This window comes from Bradyrhizobium sp. USDA 4461 (assembly GCF_054055655.1).
Map to the genome: position 1 here is coordinate 1,549,207 of NZ_JBSRXM010000001.1, position 21,994 is coordinate 1,571,200.

Annotated in this window: 20 protein-coding genes; 11 read left to right on the forward strand and 9 right to left on the reverse strand. The window is 54.9% G+C overall.

All coding sequences use genetic code 11. The annotated features are described in order from the left end of the window. Nucleotides 1-277: 277 nt before the first annotated feature. A complete protein-coding gene (locus ACVINW_RS07330; RefSeq protein WP_456750677.1) occupies nucleotides 278-1,045 on the reverse strand; it encodes a sulfite exporter TauE/SafE family protein in 768 nt (255 codons plus the stop codon). A gap of 123 nt (nucleotides 1,046-1,168) precedes the next feature. Between ACVINW_RS07330 and ACVINW_RS07335 the strand changes: the two genes are divergently transcribed. Beyond that, entirely contained in the window at nucleotides 1,169-1,903 is a 735-nt protein-coding gene (locus tag ACVINW_RS07335; protein WP_456750678.1) for an ArsR/SmtB family transcription factor, read from the forward strand. 381 nt (nucleotides 1,904-2,284) lie between these two features. Here ACVINW_RS07335 and ACVINW_RS07340 read toward each other — a convergent pair whose 3' ends face one another. After that, complete coding sequence (locus ACVINW_RS07340; protein WP_456750679.1) at nucleotides 2,285-2,893, reverse strand: DNA-3-methyladenine glycosylase; 609 nt, start codon at nucleotides 2,891-2,893, stop codon at nucleotides 2,285-2,287. Nucleotides 2,894-3,018: 125 nt separating this feature from the next. Beyond that, nucleotides 3,019-4,215 (reverse strand): hypothetical protein, encoded by a 1,197-nt coding sequence (locus tag ACVINW_RS07345; RefSeq protein WP_456750680.1) that lies wholly within the window; start codon nucleotides 4,213-4,215, stop codon nucleotides 3,019-3,021. 358 nt (nucleotides 4,216-4,573) lie between these two features. Between ACVINW_RS07345 and ACVINW_RS07350 the strand changes: the two genes are divergently transcribed. Then, nucleotides 4,574-5,572, forward strand: coding sequence for a threonine ammonia-lyase (locus ACVINW_RS07350; protein WP_456750681.1), 999 nt, complete (start codon nucleotides 4,574-4,576; stop codon nucleotides 5,570-5,572). A gap of 28 nt (nucleotides 5,573-5,600) precedes the next feature. Here ACVINW_RS07350 and ACVINW_RS07355 read toward each other — a convergent pair whose 3' ends face one another. Both ACVINW_RS07355 and ACVINW_RS07360 read right to left on the reverse strand, forming a co-directional pair. Further along, entirely contained in the window at nucleotides 5,601-6,359 is a 759-nt protein-coding gene (locus tag ACVINW_RS07355; RefSeq protein WP_456750682.1) for a glutathione S-transferase N-terminal domain-containing protein, read from the reverse strand. Between the two features lie 318 nt (nucleotides 6,360-6,677). Beyond that, nucleotides 6,678-7,586, reverse strand: a complete 909-nt coding sequence (locus tag ACVINW_RS07360; RefSeq protein ID WP_456750683.1) for a PhzF family phenazine biosynthesis protein — start codon at nucleotides 7,584-7,586, stop codon at nucleotides 6,678-6,680. Nucleotides 7,587-7,746: 160 nt separating this feature from the next. Here ACVINW_RS07360 and ACVINW_RS07365 point away from each other — a divergent pair, with 160 nt between their 5' ends. From ACVINW_RS07365 to ACVINW_RS07390, 6 genes are all read left to right on the forward strand, one after another. After that, nucleotides 7,747-9,006: an amidase gene (locus ACVINW_RS07365; RefSeq protein ID WP_456750684.1), complete on the forward strand. Its 1,260-nt coding sequence runs from the start codon at nucleotides 7,747-7,749 to the stop codon at nucleotides 9,004-9,006. A gap of 149 nt (nucleotides 9,007-9,155) precedes the next feature. Further along, nucleotides 9,156-9,578, forward strand: a complete 423-nt coding sequence (locus ACVINW_RS07370; protein ID WP_456750685.1) for a hypothetical protein — start codon at nucleotides 9,156-9,158, stop codon at nucleotides 9,576-9,578. A gap of 528 nt (nucleotides 9,579-10,106) precedes the next feature. Then, nucleotides 10,107-11,819 (forward strand): ATP-dependent nuclease, encoded by a 1,713-nt coding sequence (locus ACVINW_RS07375; RefSeq protein WP_456750686.1) that lies wholly within the window; start codon nucleotides 10,107-10,109, stop codon nucleotides 11,817-11,819. Beyond that, nucleotides 11,806-13,224, forward strand: coding sequence for a UvrD-helicase domain-containing protein (locus ACVINW_RS07380; protein ID WP_456750687.1), 1,419 nt, complete (start codon nucleotides 11,806-11,808; stop codon nucleotides 13,222-13,224). Before ACVINW_RS07375 ends, ACVINW_RS07380 begins: the two co-directional genes overlap by 14 nt. Nucleotides 13,225-13,702: 478 nt before the next feature. After that, on the forward strand, nucleotides 13,703-13,927 hold the full coding sequence (locus ACVINW_RS07385) for a hypothetical protein (RefSeq protein WP_456750688.1): 225 nt from the start codon (nucleotides 13,703-13,705) through the stop codon (nucleotides 13,925-13,927). Then, nucleotides 13,927-14,139 (forward strand): RNA-binding protein, encoded by a 213-nt coding sequence (locus tag ACVINW_RS07390; protein ID WP_456750689.1) that lies wholly within the window; start codon nucleotides 13,927-13,929, stop codon nucleotides 14,137-14,139. The genes ACVINW_RS07385 and ACVINW_RS07390 overlap by 1 nt, the downstream gene beginning before the upstream one ends. 52 nt (nucleotides 14,140-14,191) lie before the next feature. Here the strand turns inward: ACVINW_RS07390 and ACVINW_RS07395 are convergent, their stop codons facing one another. Both ACVINW_RS07395 and ACVINW_RS07400 read right to left on the reverse strand, forming a co-directional pair. Next, entirely contained in the window at nucleotides 14,192-14,575 is a 384-nt protein-coding gene (locus ACVINW_RS07395; protein ID WP_456750690.1) for a helix-turn-helix domain-containing protein, read from the reverse strand. Continuing rightward, nucleotides 14,575-14,871, reverse strand: a complete 297-nt coding sequence (locus ACVINW_RS07400; RefSeq protein WP_456756331.1) for a type II toxin-antitoxin system HigB family toxin — start codon at nucleotides 14,869-14,871, stop codon at nucleotides 14,575-14,577. The genes ACVINW_RS07395 and ACVINW_RS07400 overlap by 1 nt, the downstream gene beginning before the upstream one ends. A gap of 147 nt (nucleotides 14,872-15,018) precedes the next feature. Here ACVINW_RS07400 and ACVINW_RS07405 point away from each other — a divergent pair, with 147 nt between their 5' ends. From ACVINW_RS07405 to ACVINW_RS07415, 3 genes are all read left to right on the forward strand, one after another. Then, on the forward strand, nucleotides 15,019-15,636 hold the full coding sequence (locus ACVINW_RS07405) for a hypothetical protein (RefSeq protein WP_456750691.1): 618 nt from the start codon (nucleotides 15,019-15,021) through the stop codon (nucleotides 15,634-15,636). A gap of 8 nt (nucleotides 15,637-15,644) precedes the next feature. Continuing rightward, nucleotides 15,645-16,709 carry a helix-turn-helix domain-containing protein gene (locus tag ACVINW_RS07410; protein WP_456750692.1) on the forward strand — a complete coding sequence of 355 codons (1,065 nt, stop codon included), beginning with the start codon at nucleotides 15,645-15,647 and terminating at the stop codon, nucleotides 16,707-16,709. A 244-nt stretch (nucleotides 16,710-16,953) separates the two neighbouring features. Continuing rightward, nucleotides 16,954-18,087, forward strand: coding sequence for a DUF3800 domain-containing protein (locus tag ACVINW_RS07415; RefSeq protein ID WP_456750693.1), 1,134 nt, complete (start codon nucleotides 16,954-16,956; stop codon nucleotides 18,085-18,087). 772 nt (nucleotides 18,088-18,859) lie between these two features. Here ACVINW_RS07415 and ACVINW_RS07420 read toward each other — a convergent pair. Together ACVINW_RS07420 and ACVINW_RS07425 are read right to left on the reverse strand one after the other, a co-directional pair. Then, nucleotides 18,860-19,927, reverse strand: a complete 1,068-nt coding sequence (locus tag ACVINW_RS07420) for a hypothetical protein (RefSeq protein WP_456750694.1) — start codon at nucleotides 19,925-19,927, stop codon at nucleotides 18,860-18,862. A gap of 180 nt (nucleotides 19,928-20,107) precedes the next feature. Further along, nucleotides 20,108-21,994 (reverse strand): 5'-methylthioadenosine/S-adenosylhomocysteine nucleosidase family protein, encoded by a 1,887-nt coding sequence (locus tag ACVINW_RS07425; protein WP_456750695.1) that lies wholly within the window; start codon nucleotides 21,992-21,994, stop codon nucleotides 20,108-20,110.

Sequence of the window (21,994 nt, forward strand, 5' to 3'; positions counted from 1 at the left end):
GCCCTGACATTCTTGCCGCCCTTACCACTGAAACGACCTAAGATGCACATCGCAGCTTGGCAGGCTCATTGCTATGGGTCAAAATTTGGCGGGAGATTCCATGTAAGCATCGCATAACCAATGGAGATGCTCCCGTCGCTCAGCCGGATAAAGCCGCCTCCGAAGGTGGAGCATCGTGCCGGGTGCGCCATTCTCCGAATTTGCGCGACATTGTCGCCGACCGGTCGCTAGGGTCACACCGGGCCGCCGAATCACCGCAGCGGCACCGGCAGGCACGTCAACTGAAGAAACCATGTCGCAGCAACTCGGCGCCCGAGGCAATGACCGCGATCAACACCAGCTTTCTGAATGTCTCAGGCGCAATTCTATCGCGCATATGTCGCCCGGCGTACATGCCGGGCATGACTGGCAACATCGCAGCCGTCGAGACTAAAACGTCAGGCCAACTGAATTGGCGGCTGGCCGTCAGGAGAATTGCTAACAACCCGGCGGAAACGACGAGATACAGCGAGGCTTCCTTTGTAAACGCCCCTCCGCGCAGTCCCTTTGCAAGCAGAAATATGAAAACAAGGGGTCCTGGCATCGCTGCGACGCCTCCCAGAACCCCGCCGAGGAATCCGAATGTGACGCCGGCTGGTAAAACGAGGCGAGGCTGAAGCCGCAGCTTCGGCGAGAGCAGCGTCATGCTGCCGGCACCCATAAGCCCCAGACCCGCGACAACCTTGGTAACGTTCGCATCGAGCGCGAGTAGGACGCGAACTCCAAGGAAGAGGCCTGGGATCATGCCGATAATCACCGGCATCAATTGCATGAGACATCGTACAGTCTTTCCGCCCTCCAGCGCCTGCGGCAAGTTACTGAGGATCAAAGGCATGCTGAGTAGCATGGCCGCTGACTTAATGTCGATGAACAGCGACAGCAGCGGCAGCGCTACGACCGGCATGCCGACCCCGATCGTTCCCTTTAGGAGGCCGGCGGCGAACAGGCAGCAAACCACAGCAGAAATGATATCTGTCGGCTCGAGATAAAGGGCGCGGATCAACATGAGTTTTTGACTCCGGGAGGATCATATTCCCTGCTCGGGCTTTCGCTGTCTCTCGCGAACAGTTCGGCCCATGCCGAACTGTTTTCGATTGATGTGCTTCCGGCACCAGCGATAGGGTTGGGCATGGTCGCGGCGGCAAATCTGGTGGAAGTGGCGGCTCTCGTGGGTGACACCGCACGAGCGACGATGCTCAACGCCCTTATGGACGGCCGGTCGCTAACGGCTACAGAGCTTGCTTACTGCGCTAATGTCTCTCGCTCGACCGCGAGCGACCATCTGAGCAAGCTGGTTGCCGCACGGCTCTTAACGGTCACTCGCAAGCGCCGCTTCAGCTACTACCGCATCGCGTCGCCGCTGGTTGCGACAATGCTGGAGAGCATCAAGGTCGTCGCCGCAATAGAGGTGCCACCCCGCCGTCGGCCGCGCTCATCAAACGAAGATGCGATCTGTTTTGCCCGAAGTTGCTACGATCACCTGGCTGGCCAGGTAGGAGTCGCTGTTGCCGATGCACTTGTGACCATGGGGCACATCGTGCTTACCGATGAGGGCGGTGAGGTCACCTCTTCGGGCGAGCGCTTCCTTTCCGCGTTCGGCGCTGATCCGGGACCGCGGACTCGGCGAATTTTCTGCCAGCCTTGTCTTGACTGGAGCGAGCGCCGTTATCATCTCAAGGGACTTGTCGGAGCTCGGATTTTGGATCGTCTGTTCGAGCTCGGATGGCTCCAACGTGTATCGGGCAGCCGTGCACTTCAACTAACATCGTCTGGAAGGACGGGCTTGTCCGAAGTCTTCCAGATCGAGATCAGCGACGAGGGTGGGCTAGGTCGACTATGCGACACGCCACGACTGACAGTTTAAGACGAGCGAAGTCCAAACTGTTTGCGGCGAACTCCTCTTGGATCATTGCCACAACGGGTGCTCGGCGGCGCATCCGCCCGTTTGTCGGCAGGCGGTGAAGCCCTTGCTCACGCGTTTTCAAAGCGGTTGGCTTAATAGTCGCCCGGTCCGGCCTTGCCAAAGCTCGTTTGCGAAGCGCCTTCGTTTATTGCGAGAATCCGGCTCGACAAATTCTCGAATGCCAGGAGCGCCTTGGAACCTTTGACGAGGCGGCGACTGTTGGAGGGCAAGACAGATCTGCGTCGAGGGAGGAAATGCTTCGTCACGGACCGCTTCCTGACTGGAGGAGGCAAACCACTTGGGTCACAGTTCCAAGATAAACAGCGGTTCGGAAGCTCCGTTTTATCGACTTACATAGGATGGCGACTCGACCGAGCAGAAGCGCCAGTTGCACGCTTGGTTCTTGCTTATCCGAATTCTCCGTCCAGAGCGAATTTTCGGTCTCACCGAACGCGCGAACAATTCGAAAGGTCGCTCGAACAGGGACATGCCATCGTGCTTTCCCACAATCGCGAGCGCCTCGCACACCGGCCCCGGTCCAGCACATAGATAGCGATTTATAGCCGGAGGTTCGTTCTCGTAAAAATGATCTCGCCGCTCCTTCATGACTAAGATGCTTTCGGGCAACGGGCGTATTGCCCTGATCAGCACCGCACTACCAAAATTCGACTCCCGACAGACAAGATTTAGATTGTAGAGATGACGGCCGGGACACACGTATGCGTGCCCTCCAGGGAGATAGATCGATTGATTGATCGCCGATCGCCATCCGTCGAAGCAATGCGATGCGGCATCAGTTTCGTCGTATGCCTCGGTTTCGACGATAACACCGCCGATACCGTCAAACAGCAAGGTGACCCCAATCAACTCCTCAGCAACAATGTGCGCGTCTCGGTCGAAGAAATCTCGATGCAATGGCTTCGCAGAACGATCGTTCAAGTCTTGGTACATTCTTCGCCGTCGTTGATGTGAGCAGTTGACCGCAACAATAGAGTGAAAGATTGTTGAACAAGCAGTATGACTGAGCTCGCCGTACTCCGATCCGCTCGATAATTCGCGCAAACCCCCGCACTGCTCTAACTGAGTGGATTGAAGCTGTTCAGGACCTTCCGGTTGGATCCTCCTGCAAGGGCTCGAGCGCTCTTCACTGACTCGCGTAAAACGCCTCTGAGCAGCTTCTCGGCGCTCTCTTCGGTCGGAAATTTGGCCAAATACTCACTCTCTTCATAAGTGCCGTCTCCTCCTGCGCCAAAGTCTGGCCCGGTGAAATACGCATACATGAAGGGGTGCATCTTTTTATCGCCAGTTCTGATCTCAACTGCTTGCCCGACGCAGACGTATTGCTTGGATGGCTGAAGTCTTCCCCAGGCCTCAACAAAAACAACTCCGCGCTCGACGTACTTCCCGGCACCGCCTGGAAGCTCGGCGACCTCACTTCCACTTTCCCGCAAGGCCTTGCGGAGGCGATCGTGTGCGAACCAAGGCTGGACAAAGAGACGACGCGAGAACCGACGCTGGATCAATGCCTGATTTTTGTTGCGAACCAACTCACCAAGATATTCAACATTGTCGTAAAGCGTGCGCAGCGTTTCAGGCACTTTTGCCAGAGATTCGTCACTCTGATGTGTACCCATGCCGTTTGAATGCCGGAAGCCAAGAAGTTGCTGGAGCAGCAGGATCAGAGCTTTTGGTTCGGGCTGCTTGTAGATGCCCACGTTGATATCCTCCAGGTAGGAGCGCAACATTTCCGCGACAGGTGAATGCGTCGTTGGCATCACAGCGTGCAGATCCCGAAAGCGTAATGAAACTACGGGATCCCCTCTACGCTGAGCCGCGATCAGGGCTGCGTATTCTTCTGCTTCTGGGTGGAAGCGGCTAATATGGATGAACACCACTCCTCTCGCCGCACACTTTAGGTATCGGTTCAGTTGATCGAGATTGGTAGCGTTCTTGTTATCGAAATCCTTTATCTCGAAAAGTGCAGCAGCGTTCCCTTCTGCATGAAGCAAAGCGAGATCAGCACGCGGAGATTTCGCACCCCTCTCGGGATCGAACCTGAATTCCCTGACAGGCGGTGGTGAACGAACTACACCAGTAGGCTCCTTTGCTAGGGCGGCAAAACTTGCGTGTCTTGTCTTCTCTCTTGCCAATTGCAGGATTGCTCGAAATGATTGCGGCTCGTGGCGAGCAAGCTCACGAAGAAGAATGGCGAGGTACTTGCCGCCGTGCTTCCCATCAAAGTAGCTCTGAATGTCGCGAAAGAGACCTGACATAAGGTTGGCCGAAAATTCTCGGAGATGGAAAGCTTACAGCTACTTGTACCGTATCAGAGAAATCTTCACGCGCAAGTTGTCACCCGGCAATCTATAAACCGGTCGTGACGCGAGCCTCAACGCTTTAGATGTGCCGCGGCTTATGTATGGCGTCAGCACGCAATGAACCACGAACACGAGCTTGATCGATGGGCGGCCTCGAGCGCAGCAATCACCGATTCGGCCGGCGCGTTTACGCGACGCGAAGATCCACTTAAGCGCTCGGCACAGTACACCTGAAAGTATACCGCCCATTTCGATCGAGCATCTACCATAAAGCCCAGAGAACTCACCAAAATTAGTTGGGCCGCGACAGACGATGAGCGAACTTGCCATAAATCTCGATACTATCAACCGGGCTCTGCACTCGATCCGCGCCCTGGTCACAAGAACCCCGATTTTAACTAATAGCGACCTTGACGAACGTGTTGGTGGTCACGTTTACATCAAAGCCGAGAACTTTCAGCGCACTGGCTCATTCAAGTTTCGGGGGGCCACCCATCGGCTTTCGTTATTGACACCGGACGAACGCAAACAAGGTGTCGTGGCGTTCTCATCGGGTAATCATGCTCTGGCATTGGCGGAGGCAGGCGCCCACTTCGGGGTGCCCGTGGTGGTGATAGTTCCAAAAAACGTACCCGAGATCAAACTTTCGGCGGTTCGCAAGCGAGGCGCCGAGGTCATTTTGTTTGATCGCCTCACCGAGGACCGCTACGCAATTATGAATCGCATTGCAAACGATCGGGGATCGATCATCGTCCCGCCCTATGACGACCCTTACATCATTGCCGGGCAAGGCACCGCGGCCGTCGAAGCTGTCCAGCAATTAGATGCGAACGGCGTTACCCATATCGATCAGGCCGTCGTTTGTTGCGGCGGAGGCGGCCTGTCTACCGGATGTATCCTCGTTTTGAAGAACAAATTTCCAGACCTAGACTTCGTAACGGCCGAGCCTGCAGACTTCGATGACATGGCTAGGTCGCTAGCTTCCGGGAAGAAGGAAACCAACGAGTTGAGAGAAGGGTCGATCTGCGACGCTATTCTCTCGCCGAGCCCCGGTAACCTTACGTTGCCGATTTTGATAAAGAACGGAGCTCGCGGTGTGAGCGTGACCGATGGTGACGTCTTAGAGGCAATGCACTTTGCCGCAACGCGCTTCAAGATGGTAACCGAGCCGGGCGGATCTGCCGCCCTCGCGGCACTAATCTCAGGTGCCGTCGACTGCAAAGGAAAGTCCACCTTAGTTCTTACGACCGGTGGAAACGTAGACATGCAAATGCTTGCACGCGCGATCTCCTGGGCACCACAGAGGCAATAGTAACACCTCTACGAGATCGACCGCGGGTTTACCTCGCGGTTGAATCTTTTCCGACTTGCGGCTTCAACCGTTGATCGTCCGATGCAGCACAAATGGCCGATGCGGTTTGGCCAAAGAGTATGCCGCGCTGTTCTGCGGTTTCCACGCCTGGATCCTCGGAGTCGTATTTGTGGCTGAGCGCATACGCTCGTTGGACCGCAGGTCGCTCGGACATCAATTTGAACCACGCCTCGACATTGGGGAACTCGGATATCGTTTGTCCCTGTCGCTTGTGCGGAACTATCCAGGGGTAGCAAGCCATATCCGCGATTGAATAATCGCCAGCGAGAAATTTGCGCCCGGCCAATCCACGCTCCATGACCCCATAAAGGCGATTGACTTCATTCGTGTAGCGATCAATCGAGTATGGTATCTTGTCGACAGCGTAAGTACGGAAGTGGTGAGCCTGGCCCGCCATCGGTCCCAATCCTCCGACCTGCCAGAATAGCCATTGGAGCACTCTGAAGCGCTCTTGTACGTCTTCGGGCAGAAAGCTTCCCGACTTGGTCGCCAGGTAGAGCAGGATTGCGCCCGATTCGAAAATGGAAATTGGGTTGGCCGATCCCGTCGGCACAGTATCCACGATCGCTGGCATGCGGTTGTTGGGTGAGATCTTCAGAAACTCCGGATCGAACTGCTCACCGGCGAATATGTTGATCGGCACGATCGTGTATGGCAGGCCCAACTCCTCGAGGAGAATCGTGACCTTATGACCGTTCGGCGTTGGCCAGTAGTAAAGCTCGATCATTGAGTTCAGTCACCTTTGTCGTCAACGCATGCACCGGGGCGCGATTTCAAAGGCGCCGCTCTGCCTAGCTGCAGGACAAAGCCTTAGTTTCGCGACTGAATTTGTCCAATACACCTCGCGGTATAAATAGCCACGTGCCGCTAGATTGGGATCGAAGTTCGCAAGGCGATCAATCGACTGAGATCTCGTGCCGTTGATATGGAGCGGCAGCCAGAACATCGCGATCATGGAAACGGCATGGCCGGGTCTCAAACGGCCCCATGGCGGGCGCGTCCGTCATTTCCTGATCCTGGCGATTACGTCTGCGCGTTGCGCCCTTTAGGAAACGAGGAGGCCGCAAGGGACTTCGATTTCGCCGGCCGCTACACAGATCGCGTAGCCACCTACCGTAATGGAACTAACAACCGCATCTTTCTTTTGAGCGACCACCTCAATCGTGCTTGGTCGACCCATCGCCACTCCTTGCAGGATTTGTAAGCCATAGGTCCCCTCGCGCCTTTCATCTTGCGTTGCCAAATAGCCTACCAGCGCCGCGCAGGCGCTGCCCGTTGCTGCATCTTCTTCAATCCCGAGTGCTGGCGCGAACATCCGCGCGTACAATTTAGACCCATTCGACACTTCACCCGAGAACAAGAAGATGTTGGACGACCAAAGCGTTGGACTCGTTCGATTCCAGCTCGCGCGATCAAGCTGCGCCCGATCCACCACTGTATCGCTGGCGAGATGGACAAAGCAGAACGGTAGTCCGACGCTTGCGAAGAAGCCAGACCGTACACTGGCAACGTCCAGCATGAGTATCTCAGCAAGAGCTTCGTTTGCGGGCACATCCGGCGTAGTTTGCAAGTTCCCTGGAATAATCAGAGTGCCGTAAAGTATGCCGGCCTTGTTCTCTACACTCACTCTCAAGGATCCAATATCTTCCTTCAGGACAAGCTCTCGCTTGCTACCCGGTTCAAGTCCGTCGAGCATAGCCAGCGCGCAAGCGGTACCGATGGTCGGGTGACCTGCGAAAGGCACCTCCGCTTTCGGCGTAAAGATACGGACGTGAAATGCGTTCGCTGGCGCCACAAGCCGATAAACAAAGGCCGTTTCGGCGAAGTTGAATTCCTGGGCCAGAGTTTGCATCCCATCCGTTGACAGGCCCGCGGCATTGGGGAGAACGGCTAGTTGGTTGCCGCCGAACGCACCTTTGCTAAAGACATCTGCGATCAGGAATTCATATTTCATAGCTTTGCCTTACGGTCGACTGATAACCGCTCCTCTAACTCGTTGACCTCCGACACGCAGTATACCGCCGAGTCGATTTACGGAATTTCGCTTTTGAGACGTACTCCCGCACGAGAAGTGGCCGGGAAGTGAGCCGTCCGCGTCGACGAACGAAAGGACGATGATGGACCCGTGCACGTTAAGCGCTGTAGAAGCGGTGCAGCGAATGCGGAGCGGCCGCCTTTCCGCTCGAGATCTCCTCGAATCTTGCCTCCAGCGGATAGCTGACAGGGATCACATCGTCAGGGCGTTTTCGTATTTCGATCCAGAAGCAATTGCCGATGTCGTTCCCCTTGAGGGTCCGCTGGGAGGCATTCCACTTGGCATAAAGGACATATTTGATACAGCGGATATGCCCACGGCATACGGTTCGCCGATTTGGGACAACTGGAGACCAAAAGCGGACGCCGCCTCGGTCATTCGAGCCAAGCGTGCGGGTGCTCTGGTCCTGGGCAAGACGGTCACAGCGGAGTTCGCTATTCGAACACCCGGGCCAACGACCAATCCTCACAACGCCCGGCACACTCCGGGTGGATCGAGCAGCGGATCGGCAGCGGGAGTGGCGGATTTCTTCTTTCCCTTGGCGCTCGGAACGCAAGCGATGGGCAGCATCATCAAGCCCGCGGCCTATTGCGGAGTGGTCGGTTTCAAGCCAACATTTGGAGTTCTTCCGCGAGCTGGCACGAAGTGCCCAGCGGACAGTCTCGATACGGTTGGAATCCTCGCGCGAGATGTAGATGATTGCCGACTGTTGTTTACTGCGATGCTTGGGCTCAACACTGAGATCCGAAGCAATACCATCGACAGGCTACCGCGGATCGGCGTAGCCAAAACATTCATCTGGCCGAAGGCATCCGCCGCGGTGCGGGAAATGCTCGATCGCATCGCTGTTTCTCTCTCTCGAGCCGGCGCAATTGTTGCGGACTACGATTTGCCGGCCGAATACGAGGACTTGAGTTCTGCCTTCCCAACCGTACTCAATTACGAAGCTAACCAGGCGCTTGCTTGGGAAACACAGTCGCACGCGGTTCAGATAAGCGACGCCTTGCGCTCACAGCTTAAGGCCGGGTCGCAGATCGGCTCTGAACAATATGCGGAAGCAATCAAGAGCGTCTCTGGCCTCCGTCAGAGATTCTCGGACGACCTGGGCGATTTCGATGTCCTCATTACGCCAGCCGCCACTGGCGAAGCGCCCGAAGGGTTAACCGAAACAGGTGATTCCAGCTTCAATTACGTTTGGACCGCCCTACACGTACCCTGTGTCACGATTCCTGCGGGCAATGGATCCAATAATTTACCACTGGGTCTTCAGATCGTAGCGAGGAAAGGAAGCGATCTGCATTTGCTCGACTGCGCTCGCTGGATCGCAGCACACATTTAGTCAACAGGTCGGGTAGCTCGCTCGGCACCCTTGGGTGGACAAAAAGGGGGAGTGGGCGCGCCCCTCTGTCAGCTCATTACCGACACGCGATAGGATTGAGCCTCAATTGTCTATGCTACCGAAGCATATCATTTTTGCGGGAACGACTAATGCCCCTTGAAAACGATATTCTTTTAAAGATCGAAGAATTGAAGGAAGTCGGACACGAGTACCGCTATCGTGAGCAAATCATGGTCCAAGAATTTGGATTATCTATGCTCGTGGCAGGCGTCGCGGTTGGCGTAGTCCATGCGAATACGGGCACCGTGTTTGCCTTAGTGGTTCAGTGTTACGGCTTGGGTTTCCTAGCCCTGCTCACGCTCCATCTGCGTAACATCAATCAAGATCGTTACGCTGCTCTCGCTATCAAAGAGAAGATCCGCTCGGACCTTGGATTTCAACCGATCCATCAGAATACAGGGGACAGGAAGCATCGCTTCATCAGTATCAGTTCCACCAGAGCTATCTTCTTATTCAGCTTTTCAACAGCTTTGGGATGGGCCATATGGCTGGCGATTTCGGCCCTCTCCTAATTCAAACTGAGACACTACCCGGCTTTCGTCATAAGCCAGAAACATCCAATCCTCCTCAACGGACCCTGTCGAGATGTGCGTGAGCCCCGCAACCTAAGAGATGAGGGTTGAGCTCCCTCTCAAAACATATCCAAGGGCGGAATTAAACGACGAGCTAACCGCATCGATGGATTGCGATAATGCGCTCGGAATAGTCAGCTACCGCGGAGCGCTTCGACGATCACTGGTCCCTTGATCGAGGTAGGAAGGTCAACTCGGCATGCCCAAGTAGGCAGGACCGCAAAGTTTCGACTTCCGGACAATCGGCCGACGCCATCCTGTCGGAGATGGCCGAACTGCACGAACCGTTTCTGACCCGAAGGCATATTTGCGAGATGGACCTCTCAAGAAGCGATGATTGCGCCTGCGGGCTGCGGCAGCACTTTACAACATACTCGACGGTGTAATTCACAGGCTCCTCTTTCTATGGCAAGCGAAGGCTGTTGAACTGTACTATTATCAGATTCCCTTAATCGAGCTGTTGAAACCTTGGCCCGCATTCGCGTCATCGACATCCGAAATTTTCGTAGCCTGAAGACATTCACATGGCGACCGGCCGAGGGACTAAATTGCCTCATCGGTCCCGGGGATGCGGGCAAGTCAACTGTCCTTAACGCGATTGACTTCTGTCTTGGCGCGCGGCGTAACCTCTCGTTCTCGGACGTTGATTTCCACGGCCTTGATGTCACCGAGCCAATTTCCATCTCGATCACCATCGGTGAACTGGATGATGGTCTTAAGAGCATAGAGACTTATGGTCACTATTTGCGATCATTCAATCTCGAAACAGGCGTGATTGACGACGAACCGGACTACGGTGCCGAGACAGTTCTCACCTTAAACCTGAGCGTCAAGAGCGACCTTGAACCGATATGGACACTGGTGTCGGAGCGCGCCGAGGCACAGGGCCAGGCCCGGTTTCTCACATGGAGTGACCGTATCAGGCTTTGCGCTACTCGGATCGGCGCCTACGCGGAGAACGATTTGGCGTGGCGACGTGGTTCGGTGTTGACTAAGCTTTCGGATGAAAAGGCGGAGACTTCTGGCGCTATGGCCGAAGCCGCGAGGCAGGCCCGAGCTACCTTTGGCGACATCGCTGGAAAGCAGCTTTCCGAGACGCTCAGGATCGTTGGCGACACCGCCCGCGACTTGGGAATCAACATTGGCGCGGATCCGCAGGCGCTGCTTGACGCCCATTCCGTCTCATTTAGTGGCGGCACGATCGCTCTTCACAACGAAGATGGCGTTCCCCTCCGTGGACTAGGCACTGGCTCGGCACGACTGCTGGTGGCTGGCCTGCAGCGCAAGGCGGCCAAAGATGCAACCGTCATTTTGATTGACGAGGTAGAGCATGGACTAGAGCCGCATAGGCTCATCCGCCTCCTGCACTCCATCGGTTCGAAGGAAGAGCAGCCGCCCCTGCAAGGATTCCTGACGACGCATTCGCCCGTAGTGGTCCGAGAATTGTCGGCGAATCAGCTGACAGTACTTCGGCGTGGCAAAGATGGCCATAAAGCTACACTCGTGGGATCGAAAGCTGCCATTCAAGGCACAGTTCGGATGTTCCCAGAGGCACTGCTCAGCTCATCGGTTTTGGTGTGCGAGGGCGCAAGCGAGGTAGGTCTTGTGCGCGGCATCGATCAGTTCCGGGAGTCAAAAGGCAAAGTTACTCTGGAGGCACTTGGGCTCGCGCTTGTCGACGCCAAGGGTTGTAACAACATTTATCCGCGTGCCAAGGCATTCCGCAGCCTGGGCTACCGCACGAACGTCTTGCGGGACGATGACGTGCAACCCGACAAAACGGCAGAAGGCATGTTCGTCAGGGTCGTCGGAACAATTTTTAAATGGCGCGATGGCCGTGCGCTTGAAGACGAGCTGTTCGACGCACTCCCCGCCGATGCTGTGATGAAGCTGCTCGAATATGCAGTAACATTGCATGGCGAGGATTTGGTCGGGGAGCACATCAAATCCGCCTCTGTTGGAAAACTGGCCCTTAAGGATTGTCGAGCGGGCATCACGAAGGATGTCCGAGCCTGTCTGAGGAAGGCTTGCGCGACAAAAAGCGCTGCGTGGTTTAAAAACGTGACGGCAATGGAGTATTGCGGCCGGGAGATTGTAGGGCCAGCCTTGCCGAAGTGCGACGCAGAGTTTCGCACAATTGTCGACGGCTTGTTCTCGTGGATCGAAGATGGCCGATCCTGAAATCGATCTCCTTAGCATTGAGAAAGGCGCGGTTACTGCTCCTGCGGGTTGCGGCAAGACACAACTAATTGCGAGCGCTTTGTCGCGGCATGAAGGGCGCAAGCCTGTTCTCGTCCTTACACATACGAATGCTGGTGTGGCCGCGCTTCGAGGCCGGCTTGACCGCGCGCGCGTTACGCCATCAAAGTATCGCTTGGCAACGCTCGACGGCTTCGCCATGCGGCTGATATCGATGTTTCCGAAGCGTAGTGGACATGACCCCACAATACTTGAGCTAACTCAGCCCGCAACTGACTATCCGGCGATTCGCGACGCTGCGGTAAATCTGCTCAATGACGAGCATCTCGATGAAATTCTATCAGCAACGTATGACCGGCTGTTTGTCGATGAATACCAGGACTGTTCGCAGGTCCAACATAAGATGGTGGTCTATCTTGCCGACCCACTACGCTGTTGCGTCCTGGGCGATCCCATGCAAGCAATCTTCGGATTCAAGGGCAACGCGCTCGTCGACTGGGACAACGATGTCCTTGCCAGCTTCGGTGATGCGGGCGAGCTGAAGAAACCGTGGCGCTGGATCAATGCCGGAGAGGCGGCGTTTGGACAATGGCTGCTCGGTGCTCGCAAGACGCTCCTAGCCGGCGGCAGCATTGATTTAGCGTCAGCGCCGAAGAACGTAATTCACATTGCACTCGACGGCTCTGACGATCACGCACTGCGCCTCAAGGCATGTTTGACTAAGGCGCCGACTGCCGATGGATCGGTTCTCATTATGGCCGACTCCACCAAACCGACGGAACAACGGCGCTTCGCGAGGCAAACTCCCGGCGCTGTCGTTGCCGAAAGCGTGGACCTGCGTGACCTTGTGGAGTTTGCGCGCACATTCGATCTGAGCGCGAGCAACGCTCTCTATCGCCTTATTCAATTCGCTTCTCAAGTCATGGTGAATGTGGGAGCAGATGACCTACTCACCCGCGTCCGCGGTCTTCAGTCCGGCAAGGCCAGGAAGAATCCAAGTGAGACCGAGCAGGCAGCCTTGGCGTTCGCTGCCAAGCCCAGCTATCCCGCAGCGTCGACCCTACTGAGTGCCATCAACAAAGACGGAGGCGTGCGTGCTCATCGGCCGCCACTGCTACGGGGATGTCACAAGATGTTTCAGCTGTGTGGGGCAGCGGCTGGGCCCTCGATTTACGACGCGGCAGTTCAGGTTCGGGAAGAATCCCGGCTCATTGGCAGACCGCTAGCAAAGCGCACTGTTGGCAGCACGCTACTGCTAAAGGGCTTAGAAGCGGATGTAGCCGTAATCTTGAATCCCGAAGCCATGGACCATAACCACCTGTACGTGGCGATGACGCGCGGCAGCCGTGTGCTCGTTGTCTGTTCTTCTGCCAGTATCCTTGATTAGTAGATTCAGCCTTCATGAGCGCTGGCAATGGTTGCGCCGCTTGGCCTAGGGCGATGACGCTTCTAGATCTGGCCTGCAAGGCAAGCCCGAATGGTACCGGCAACGACGGCCTCTTTCGGATTTCCCTGGATCTTTGAACTGGAATAAGCGGCGCGCTTAGGTCGCTCGAACCTGCAACAGTCTTCTAGCGGAGGCCAAGAAAGCCGCAGCTCTCCGATCCGGAGGAGTTAGTGAAGCATCTTGTCCTGGCTTTGAATTATTCACTCTTTAGATCATAGCTCGCGCCCCCTTTGGGCAGATTTTAGAGAGGGTCTGGGAGCGATAGATCAGCCCATGATGATTCACCGTCAGGTCCTCGGGTAGGGCCGAGCTCGAGCTACTCTAATGCTATCCGTCCCGGTCAATTCACCCTGCCATCTCCCTTGTGCAGCTTAGCGCTAAGCATTAGCGTCCCGAACCAAACACAATGGAGACCGCAATGCCTACCATCAAGGCCCGCCACATCAGATATGATCCCTCAGACGAGGGTCTGGTACGCCGTCTCGGCGCTTCACTGGCAGTGCACTGGGATATACTCTCAGACATGCAGAAGGTGATGTTTCTAAACCAGGCGACTTTGATGGCGGATAAGGACGAAACGGTCCAACTCAAGGAGCAACTAGAGCTATTCATTGAGAAGCATAAGGTGGCGGGGCTAGATTGATGCCGCGCGGTCCGAAGGGCGAGAAGCGCGCCGGCGACGTGATCGGCAAGATCGCCACCGGTGAGATAGAGGACATTAACACAGAAGACGGCAAGAATGCCGCCGCGATGGCGCTTGGTCGCCTTGGCGGCAAAGCCAGAGCTGAGGGTTTATCGGCCAAGCGCCGAAAAGAGATCGCGAAAGAGGCCGCAAGAAAGCGTTGGGGCAAATAGGATTTGGCACAATGAAGAAATCGGCCCGCGCGTGGCGCGGGTCGAAAAACGTTTAGGCGTACGCGCGCGCCAATTCGTACTGGGCCGTCAGGGCGCCAATCGGAATGCTCCACTCCTTGCTAATGGTGCGGATCATTTCTAGCGTTAGAGGACGAATTCGGTTCAGTACTTCGGATGCGCGATTGCGCCCGATCAGATTACCGAGTTCGGCTTGAGATTTGTCCATAGACTCAATCGCAAAATGGAGAACGTCTACCGGATCGCCGTGAGGCGTGGAAAAATGCCCATCCTCGTACTCTTTGATGAGTGAGGAAAGAACTTCGAAACGATCACCATCGGGCGTGCCTGGAGTGGGCTCTGCCTCGAAATAACGGGTTACTTCGCGAATCGCCCAGTCGTAATCCTGTTCGTTGTGGAGAGGCTTTACATCCATCATCACACAGTCTCCGCGTTTATTCCGTTGTATTCTTCGTGGGTGCCGACAAACTTGATGAGGCCGGTTTTGAACCGGTAGGAGAAATGAACCACGAGGCGATACTTGTTGCCGCCGATATCGAAAATGGCTCGATTGTCTCCAACAAAGTCCACATTGTTCCCAAATGCCGTCTTCAGATCTGCTGGGCCTCCCCAATCCCCTTTGGATACGATTTCGTACCAGGTTCCCAAAGGAGTCTCTGCTTGAGGGTATTGTTCCCAAAAGGCTTTGAGGGCCTTTCTTGCTATTACGTTCATTGCCATAGCATGTTCCCAGCGCGGGATCAATTAATAATTCCCAAGACGGGAACAACTCAGTTTCTTGTGGGTTTCAGAGCGACAATGCTTGCATTGTTGATTTTTATCACCTACTTGTTGGTCTGAAAAATCAACACCAGGTGCTCCATGGACGTAGTTCAGGCCATCATACTGCGCGAGCCGTGGGAAGTGACGCCTAGGTTGCAGGAGTTAACTCTCCCCAAGAATAAGTTGCTAGAGGTTCGCGATATTGCCGTGCATGAAAGGGCTAATGCGACGGCTTTCCATGCCGCCAACGCACCCGGCACGTTCTCATATCACCACGGGATTTGGGCGCTCCGACACCGCTTCGTCGGAGCCGATTGGCGAGTGGACCGGACCAATGGCGTAGAAACGATCCGGAACGACAGACTCAAACTGGTGGCAAGTTTCTGTAATGTCGATCTTGCCTGCGTGGATTTCCATAAGCCTCAACCAAGAACGAAGAAGGGCAGCGGTGTCGAGCGTGCATCTGGGCCTGGATTGTTCGAGGACCTTCCGCAGTATGCGCCGCGTCCCAGTGGAGAATGGCAATTCTTCTACCTTATGGTCGATGAGAATGGGGCGGTTGAACTATCGAGGCCCGTCGTCAGGGGCGGTGGCTTCACGGCGATGATCGAACGTATCTATCTATCCTACGGAACTGACGATCATGCGACTGGGCTCCTGCAAGATACGCCCGATGCGCCCGTCGAATTTGATCCGCAGATCGCGCGCAAGCTCTGAGTAGGTAGATGTTCAATCCTAAGAGGCTCAGCCTTGCGCGAATGCGCCGAAGGCTGACAGCGCGAGCGCTCGCAGAAAAAACCGGACTAGCCGAGTTAACAATATCTCGGCTGGAAAAGGGTACCAATGCGCCCGATGCCGCAACGCTCGACAAACTAGCTGAGGCTTTGGTTTTTCCGCGCGAATTTTTTCTCGACCGCGATCCGGAGGAAATTGACACCGGTGCCGTCAGCTTTCGCAGCTTCACCAAAATGAGCGCGAAGGAGCGTGATGCGGCTATTGCCGCTGGCGCGATGGGCTTGCAATTGAACGCTTGGGTAGAAGAGCGATTCCAGCTTCCTCAGCCAAGTTTGATAGATCTTAGTTATGAGACTGAACCAGATTCCGCTGCAGCGGCCCTTCGCCAGTATTGGGGACTAGGAGAACGCCCAATAACCAGTATGCTGGCTCTCCTGGAAACTAAAGGAGTGCGAATTTTTTCGCTTGCCGAGAACACCGCATCGGTCAATGCATTCTCGTTCTGGCGAGATAACACGCCTTATATCTTCTTGAACAACTTCAAGACGGCGGAAAGCAGCATTTTTGATTCCGCGCACGAGCTTGGCCATCTCGTAATGCACAAGCATGGCGACCCTAAAGAATCGAGAGCTGCCGAACGGGAGGCCAACGGCTTCGCGTCCGCATTTTTGATGCCTTCAAGGGATGTGCGAGCCCAAGTTCAAAGACCAATTTCGACGCAGTCGATCCTGCGGGCGAAGTCCAGATGGCGTGTCTCCGCGATGGCTCTCTCATATCGCCTTCACGCCTTGGGCATGCTGTCAGACTGGCGTTACAAATCGATCATCATGGACTTGGGCAAGTTAGGTTTCCGCGACGGAGAGCCGAACGGCGTTCAACGGGAGACTTCAGCCATTTGGCGGAAGGTGCTTACGCATCTGTGGACTGAGCGAACTACCAAAAACGACATCGCAAAGAACCTAAATTTACCTTTGGATGAGCTCGAGGGCCTGATTTGGAACCTGGCTGGCCCTGAGAGCCGCCCGGCCGAGAGAGAATTGCGGGCGATTAAGTAATGTAAACTTAGCGCTTAACGCGGCGCGGCTTGGTAAGGCGGGCCTACCACCGGCTCTTACAGATAAGCACGATTAGCTTGTCTACGTGTCGGCCGCACCGAGTGGCGCGATCACCTAATGCCTTTGTGCGGCCTTGAAATACGGCGACCAACACCTTCTCGAGCCAATTCAGGGTTCTCTCGTCGTAATTAGGATTAGTGGCGGTCGACCTATTGGACGTCTCCGAAACGCGCAGGCGCGGATTATGTTTTTAGCTAAAGGATATTTTGACGAGAGCGGCGACTTCGATACGCCCCCCGGCATTTTCTGCATCTCTGGCTATTTCATTGGTATTGAAGCCGCTGAGGCAATGGACCGGGAATGGAAGGACGTCCTAGATGAGTACAAAATTCCGTTCTTCCACATGGTCGATTGCGCACATGGCAACGAATTCTATGCTGATATGAGCGTGGACGACCGCATCGATTTAGTCAAACGGCTGATCGCGCTGATAAAGACCTATACGATCGAGGGCTTCTCCATAATTGCGAAGTCTGACACCTATCATCCTCTTCGGGATGCGCCGGACGTCTATAGCGATTGCGCTCACGCATGCGCCCTTGCGGTCCAGAATTTCCTGCATGTGAATCGCGCAGAGGGCAACATCGCTTACGTCTTCGAGCAGGGGCACCGAGATAGGACCAACGGCTACAACTACATCGCCAAAACAATTAAGCGCCCAAAAGATTCCCTCACGTTCGCATCCAAGAGCGACGTTCGCCTGTTGCAGGCCGCCGATATCTTGGCTTGGCACACTGCCAAGTATGCCAAGGACTATTCTTACGCTCGACAAGCCGGCCAAGAACCGAAACGGCCTCCGAGAAAAGACTTTCTGAGCCTGATGGAGCACCCTCACACGTTTTTCTACATGGGCTTAGGCGGCCCGCGAGGAATGGGATTAGAACTTTGGCCCATGGATAGAAGGTCGTCACTCGGAAACACCACAATGAAAGTCGAGAATGATGGCCCGCTTGTCTACTTGCTCGACGAGAATGATGCGAGCGCAATCCCAATGATACCGGTATTAAGGCCCGTATCCTGGAAAGACGGTCCTGATAATACCGCCCATTTGGCTTTCGAAGGACTAGGCGGCAAACAATTCACCCTGGCGCTCGATGAGCCGGTGATATTTGAAACAGTTTCGTTCCTGTTGACGGCTGGCGGCAGACTCTTCGGCGACAGCCGGTACGCGCCAGCAGCGACGGTAGAAAACCTAGCAATTCAACGTGCGGATGGCTTCGCGCTACTACGGATCAAGATAGAAGGCGGCGGACAGCTAGCGCTTCGGCTCCCCAATGACATGGTAGAGACACTCAAGAAGGCACTGAACAGAGACTAAGCACTAATTGACGAGCTTTGGTTCGAAGTTACCCTCGCGGCATCGCACGCTTACTCAAATGGACTAAACCTCGCGAACTCTACACCTCGCGTCTTTTCATAGATTGCCAAACAATCTGCTTCAAGTTTGAGACCTAATCTTATCGGCAGACCTAACCGGCCATCTGAGCCAAAATCTCGGGCGACAGCTTCACTGTCCGAGGACGAACAGGAATCAACCGAGCACGATAGTGCATCCAGTCAAGCACTTGTCGATTAGTAAGCTGCCCATCCGGGCATGGGCCGAAATCCCGCTCGACCAGCGCACGAAGGTCGGCTGAGCTTCCATCGACATACTGCATTGCGCGGTTTTGGCACGAAGCTATGCTAAACGGGAAGGAAGAAAGCGCCAAAACGGCCAGCAACTTACTGCGCTAGTCCTTCATCTTGGTCGCCGCTTTTCTGACCGCCGCCTCGCTGACCTCTCCGGTTCTTTTGCGCATCGTGCCGAGCGTTGCGTTGGGGGAGAATTGCGGGATCGGCTTCGACAGATTCTTGTTCAGAGTATCACTTCGTTTTTGCTGTATGCGTCCAGTCTTTGGGGACGCTTTGTCTCGGTGTCGACCGTCTAATCCAGGCTCTTTCATCACGTATCCTCCATGCGTGTTCGCATCTGATATCACAACTTACCGGACGCTAGATGGCTAAGAGAAGCGCTGTCCACTGCTTGAGCGTTTATCACTGAGTAGCCCGCAGATTCGACTACGTGGCCACCACTTGGCATGCAATTCCTCTCACATCCGGAGAGAACGCGCGTCGTCATCCCTACCATAATCAAACCGTGGGTGCAGATCGGGCGCGGGTGCGCGGATTATTCGTATCTCAAGAGTGGCGGCTGGCCGAAAACGACTTTTAGGTACTGTGCCCTCCGATCGCCTAACCAGTTCTTCCGCTGCGCTCTCATCTCCTTTCGCAAGACCAACGGTGAGGGTACGAACCTCGTCGCTCTGGCCGAAATTCAGTCCAATTCCGTAAGGTGTGCGCCGGTCTAGCCACGGAATCACATGTGGAATTCGAACTGAGTAGAGTGGGTCTGGCGGCACGTTTCCCGCAGTAGCCAGCATCCAGAGGTTTGCAACGACAAACCATCCGAAGGGCAGATTGCTGAGAAAGGCTGTTCGATGAAGATCAACGGCCCTCCGTAGCCTTGGTGATATAGGCAAAATCCAGAAACCCGCATCCGAGGCATCCGGCGCCCCATCACTTACCTGCCGCTGGAGCTCGAGACCGAACGGTGTCCCAGTGTACAGCGCGCTCGCGTTCTCCTGATGCAACTGAAGGATTGCTTTGATGGCCGATGGATCAAAGATTGGCAGCCTGGGACAGTACGCGCCAAACTTGACAGCATCCTCGCCCAGCTGGGCTGCCAAATAGTGGTGCTTTATTCGCTGCTCCTCATCGCCCCCATCGAATGAAGATCGTAGATCGTAGCGCGGTCCGGCGGGATTGTCGTAAAGCCGTTTCGCTTGAACAAGGTAAGCCGTAGTTTGCGGAGGCCGACCAAGAACTTCATCCTCGAACGACAGCACAATCCCGTAGTCAGAATAAGTGACGTCATCTTCCCAACCAGTTGGGTGCAACCTCATTTCAATGGCGAACCTCAATGCCAAGTCAGAACCTTGCCACTCTTTCAGCACGTCATCCTCGCTGCTCCAGCTGTCACGTTCATCAAGCAGTCTATGGAGCCGGCGAGTAATTTCACGCTCATCGGCAGGTACCGGCTCGGCAAGTCCCTGCACTAAGTTTGAGTCAATCCGGTCGAAGTAAAGCACGAGGCGGCGAATTTGCGCGATTGACAGCATTGTCATCCGTTCGGGGTTTATAAACTTCAGAAGCCTACTCACTGCGCACAAAGCGCAAGGGATGCATTCACCACTATCCGCCGCAGCACCTTTATCGAGCGGATTGTTCTCGCTAACACTGCACCGAAGCCATACACTAGCAAATGACCTCGAAACCAGACTCGCCAAACTGGCTGGTTCTTAAAGATGCTTGCTAGAGATGTTCAAGTTCTGAAAACCACCTTGCTGTATTGCCCTAAGTACAAAACCTACGGCTTCTGATGCGGCCAATTCCTGCCTTTGCTTTTTATTTTTACTTTTGTTGCCGTCAGCCCAGTCACAGATCGCTTTTACAACAATCCAGTCCACCTTTCGATCAGCTGCCGCAGCGTACAGCCCACCCCCTTCCATCTCTCCACCGTCAGCCTCAGGCGATACAGACAAAATCTCCTGGCGGAAGTCCACATTGTCAACGAGCTTCTCGCCGGTCAATAGAAGCCCAACTCGCACTTTCTTTCCAGTCCATCCAACCTCGGCCGCCCGTAAGCGACTCAACATGGATGACGACGAATGCACACGATAGCCTCGTGTCAAGGTGACCTTGCGCCCGCGAGCACCAGTCCCAACCCGAGCCATCTCGTAGCTCTGCAATTCCTTAGCAATTATGATTTCTCCGATACTTTGTCGCTTCTCATTCACCCCGAATGCAATGCCGACCATAATGACACCGACCGGATGAAGCTCATCCAGTGCGTCGGCAATTGTACTATGCGATGCTCCGGGACTCAGCGAACCCATTTCCGATTGGACGAGAAACAGATCAACTCCGCCCACGCCGCCGAGCCTATAATAACTGCGGCGAGACCCAAAAATAAGAATCGGATCAGCCCCCGTGTATTGCTTAGCCATCTGCAACACGGCGTCTCTTTCGATCGCGGTCGCCGTTGCTATCAGCAGTCGCGGCGCTCCCTTGCCAATTGTTTCCATTGCCATCTCATATGCTCGCCGAAGTTCTCGGCAGTTTTCTACAGATCTCAAAAGTAAATTCGACCCAACGAATAACGTGTGTATGTAATCGTCGGTCGCGATTTTGCTTCCAACATCTCCGCTCAGAAAGCGCCTCATCGACAGCATGACGGCCGTTCGCAACCCAAACAAATCGCTATCGTTGCTTTGTGCCGCCTTTAATTCGTCTCTCGCAAAAAAATGCATTGTCCTGCTTATAACCCTCAAGTTTCTGCAAACCTGATGGAACAGGAGGTCCTCGTGGCGTCTTGCGGCCAAATGTAGCCATTTCAGCTCATTCAACTCAAATGGCTCCGCAACGGCCTGGCTCATGCCACTGAGCGACAATAGAAATTCAAGCACCCCGACATCATGGTCAGGGAATGCCTTGGATAAAGAGTCAAAGTAAGATAAAGGGCCGATCCCAGTGGCGATGCCTCCAGACGCGTACGTCATATAGTGCGCTGTATACCCGCGAGATATTTGCCTTCGCACCTCGAATTCCGCAGTGACGCCGTCGATGCCTGCGGAGCCCAGATACGACCGGAAGAGGGCAAATGTTATTGCACGGTCGTCACGCTCGGTGATCGCCTTCCTAACCGCTCGTCGTAGCTTTGAAGGCGCCTCGCGACCGCTGAGCATTTGTTCGGTCCCACCGCGCGCCCAGTCATCGATCCGGCCTGCAAGATAATTCGTAGCGCTGGATGTTTTGACCCTCGTTGCCTTTGGACCGCCCCATCCAGCTGGACGTTTGATAGTATAGTAAAGCGGATATCGCGATCGATCATGATTGTAGAGCTCTCGCCTCGTTTCGATGAACTCTTCGACTGTTGGATGTTGGCTGACCGCCTCAATCGCTCCACACTCCACCAGTTTCAGAACGAACTTGGTTATTGAGCTCGAAGAGTCGCGGAGAGCTGGATTTTCCCATAGCAACGATAGGCCACAATACAGAGGCTCGTCACAGCCGAGCAGAAGGACCCGAAGACTGCGAGCGATAACATCGCGATCTGGTTTAAGTCTGAGGGATTCCCAAAGCTCCCGGTCTAAGAAGTGCAGATAAATCGGCTGGTCAAGCGCCAT

Coding starts and splice junctions, on each gene's coding strand:
- ACVINW_RS07330 (WP_456750677.1), bottom strand. CDS start 1,045: ATGTTGATCCGCGCCCTTTATCTCGAGCCGACAGATATCATTTCTGCT.
- ACVINW_RS07335 (WP_456750678.1), top strand. CDS start 1,169: ATGGTCGCGGCGGCAAATCTGGTGGAAGTGGCGGCTCTCGTGGGTGAC.
- ACVINW_RS07340 (WP_456750679.1), bottom strand. CDS start 2,893: ATGTACCAAGACTTGAACGATCGTTCTGCGAAGCCATTGCATCGAGAT.
- ACVINW_RS07345 (WP_456750680.1), bottom strand. CDS start 4,215: ATGTCAGGTCTCTTTCGCGACATTCAGAGCTACTTTGATGGGAAGCAC.
- ACVINW_RS07350 (WP_456750681.1), top strand. CDS start 4,574: ATGAGCGAACTTGCCATAAATCTCGATACTATCAACCGGGCTCTGCAC.
- ACVINW_RS07355 (WP_456750682.1), bottom strand. CDS start 6,359: ATGATCGAGCTTTACTACTGGCCAACGCCGAACGGTCATAAGGTCACG.
- ACVINW_RS07360 (WP_456750683.1), bottom strand. CDS start 7,586: ATGAAATATGAATTCCTGATCGCAGATGTCTTTAGCAAAGGTGCGTTC.
- ACVINW_RS07365 (WP_456750684.1), top strand. CDS start 7,747: ATGATGGACCCGTGCACGTTAAGCGCTGTAGAAGCGGTGCAGCGAATG.
- ACVINW_RS07370 (WP_456750685.1), top strand. CDS start 9,156: ATGCCCCTTGAAAACGATATTCTTTTAAAGATCGAAGAATTGAAGGAA.
- ACVINW_RS07380 (WP_456750687.1), top strand. CDS start 11,806: ATGGCCGATCCTGAAATCGATCTCCTTAGCATTGAGAAAGGCGCGGTT.
- ACVINW_RS07385 (WP_456750688.1), top strand. CDS start 13,703: ATGCCTACCATCAAGGCCCGCCACATCAGATATGATCCCTCAGACGAG.
- ACVINW_RS07390 (WP_456750689.1), top strand. CDS start 13,927: ATGCCGCGCGGTCCGAAGGGCGAGAAGCGCGCCGGCGACGTGATCGGC.
- ACVINW_RS07395 (WP_456750690.1), bottom strand. CDS start 14,575: ATGATGGATGTAAAGCCTCTCCACAACGAACAGGATTACGACTGGGCG.
- ACVINW_RS07400 (WP_456756331.1), bottom strand. CDS start 14,871: ATGAACGTAATAGCAAGAAAGGCCCTCAAAGCCTTTTGGGAACAATAC.
- ACVINW_RS07405 (WP_456750691.1), top strand. CDS start 15,019: ATGGACGTAGTTCAGGCCATCATACTGCGCGAGCCGTGGGAAGTGACG.
- ACVINW_RS07410 (WP_456750692.1), top strand. CDS start 15,645: ATGTTCAATCCTAAGAGGCTCAGCCTTGCGCGAATGCGCCGAAGGCTG.
- ACVINW_RS07415 (WP_456750693.1), top strand. CDS start 16,954: ATGTTTTTAGCTAAAGGATATTTTGACGAGAGCGGCGACTTCGATACG.
- ACVINW_RS07420 (WP_456750694.1), bottom strand. CDS start 19,927: ATGCTGTCAATCGCGCAAATTCGCCGCCTCGTGCTTTACTTCGACCGG.
- ACVINW_RS07425 (WP_456750695.1), bottom strand. CDS start 21,994: ATGGCGCTTGACCAGCCGATTTATCTGCACTTCTTAGACCGGGAGCTT.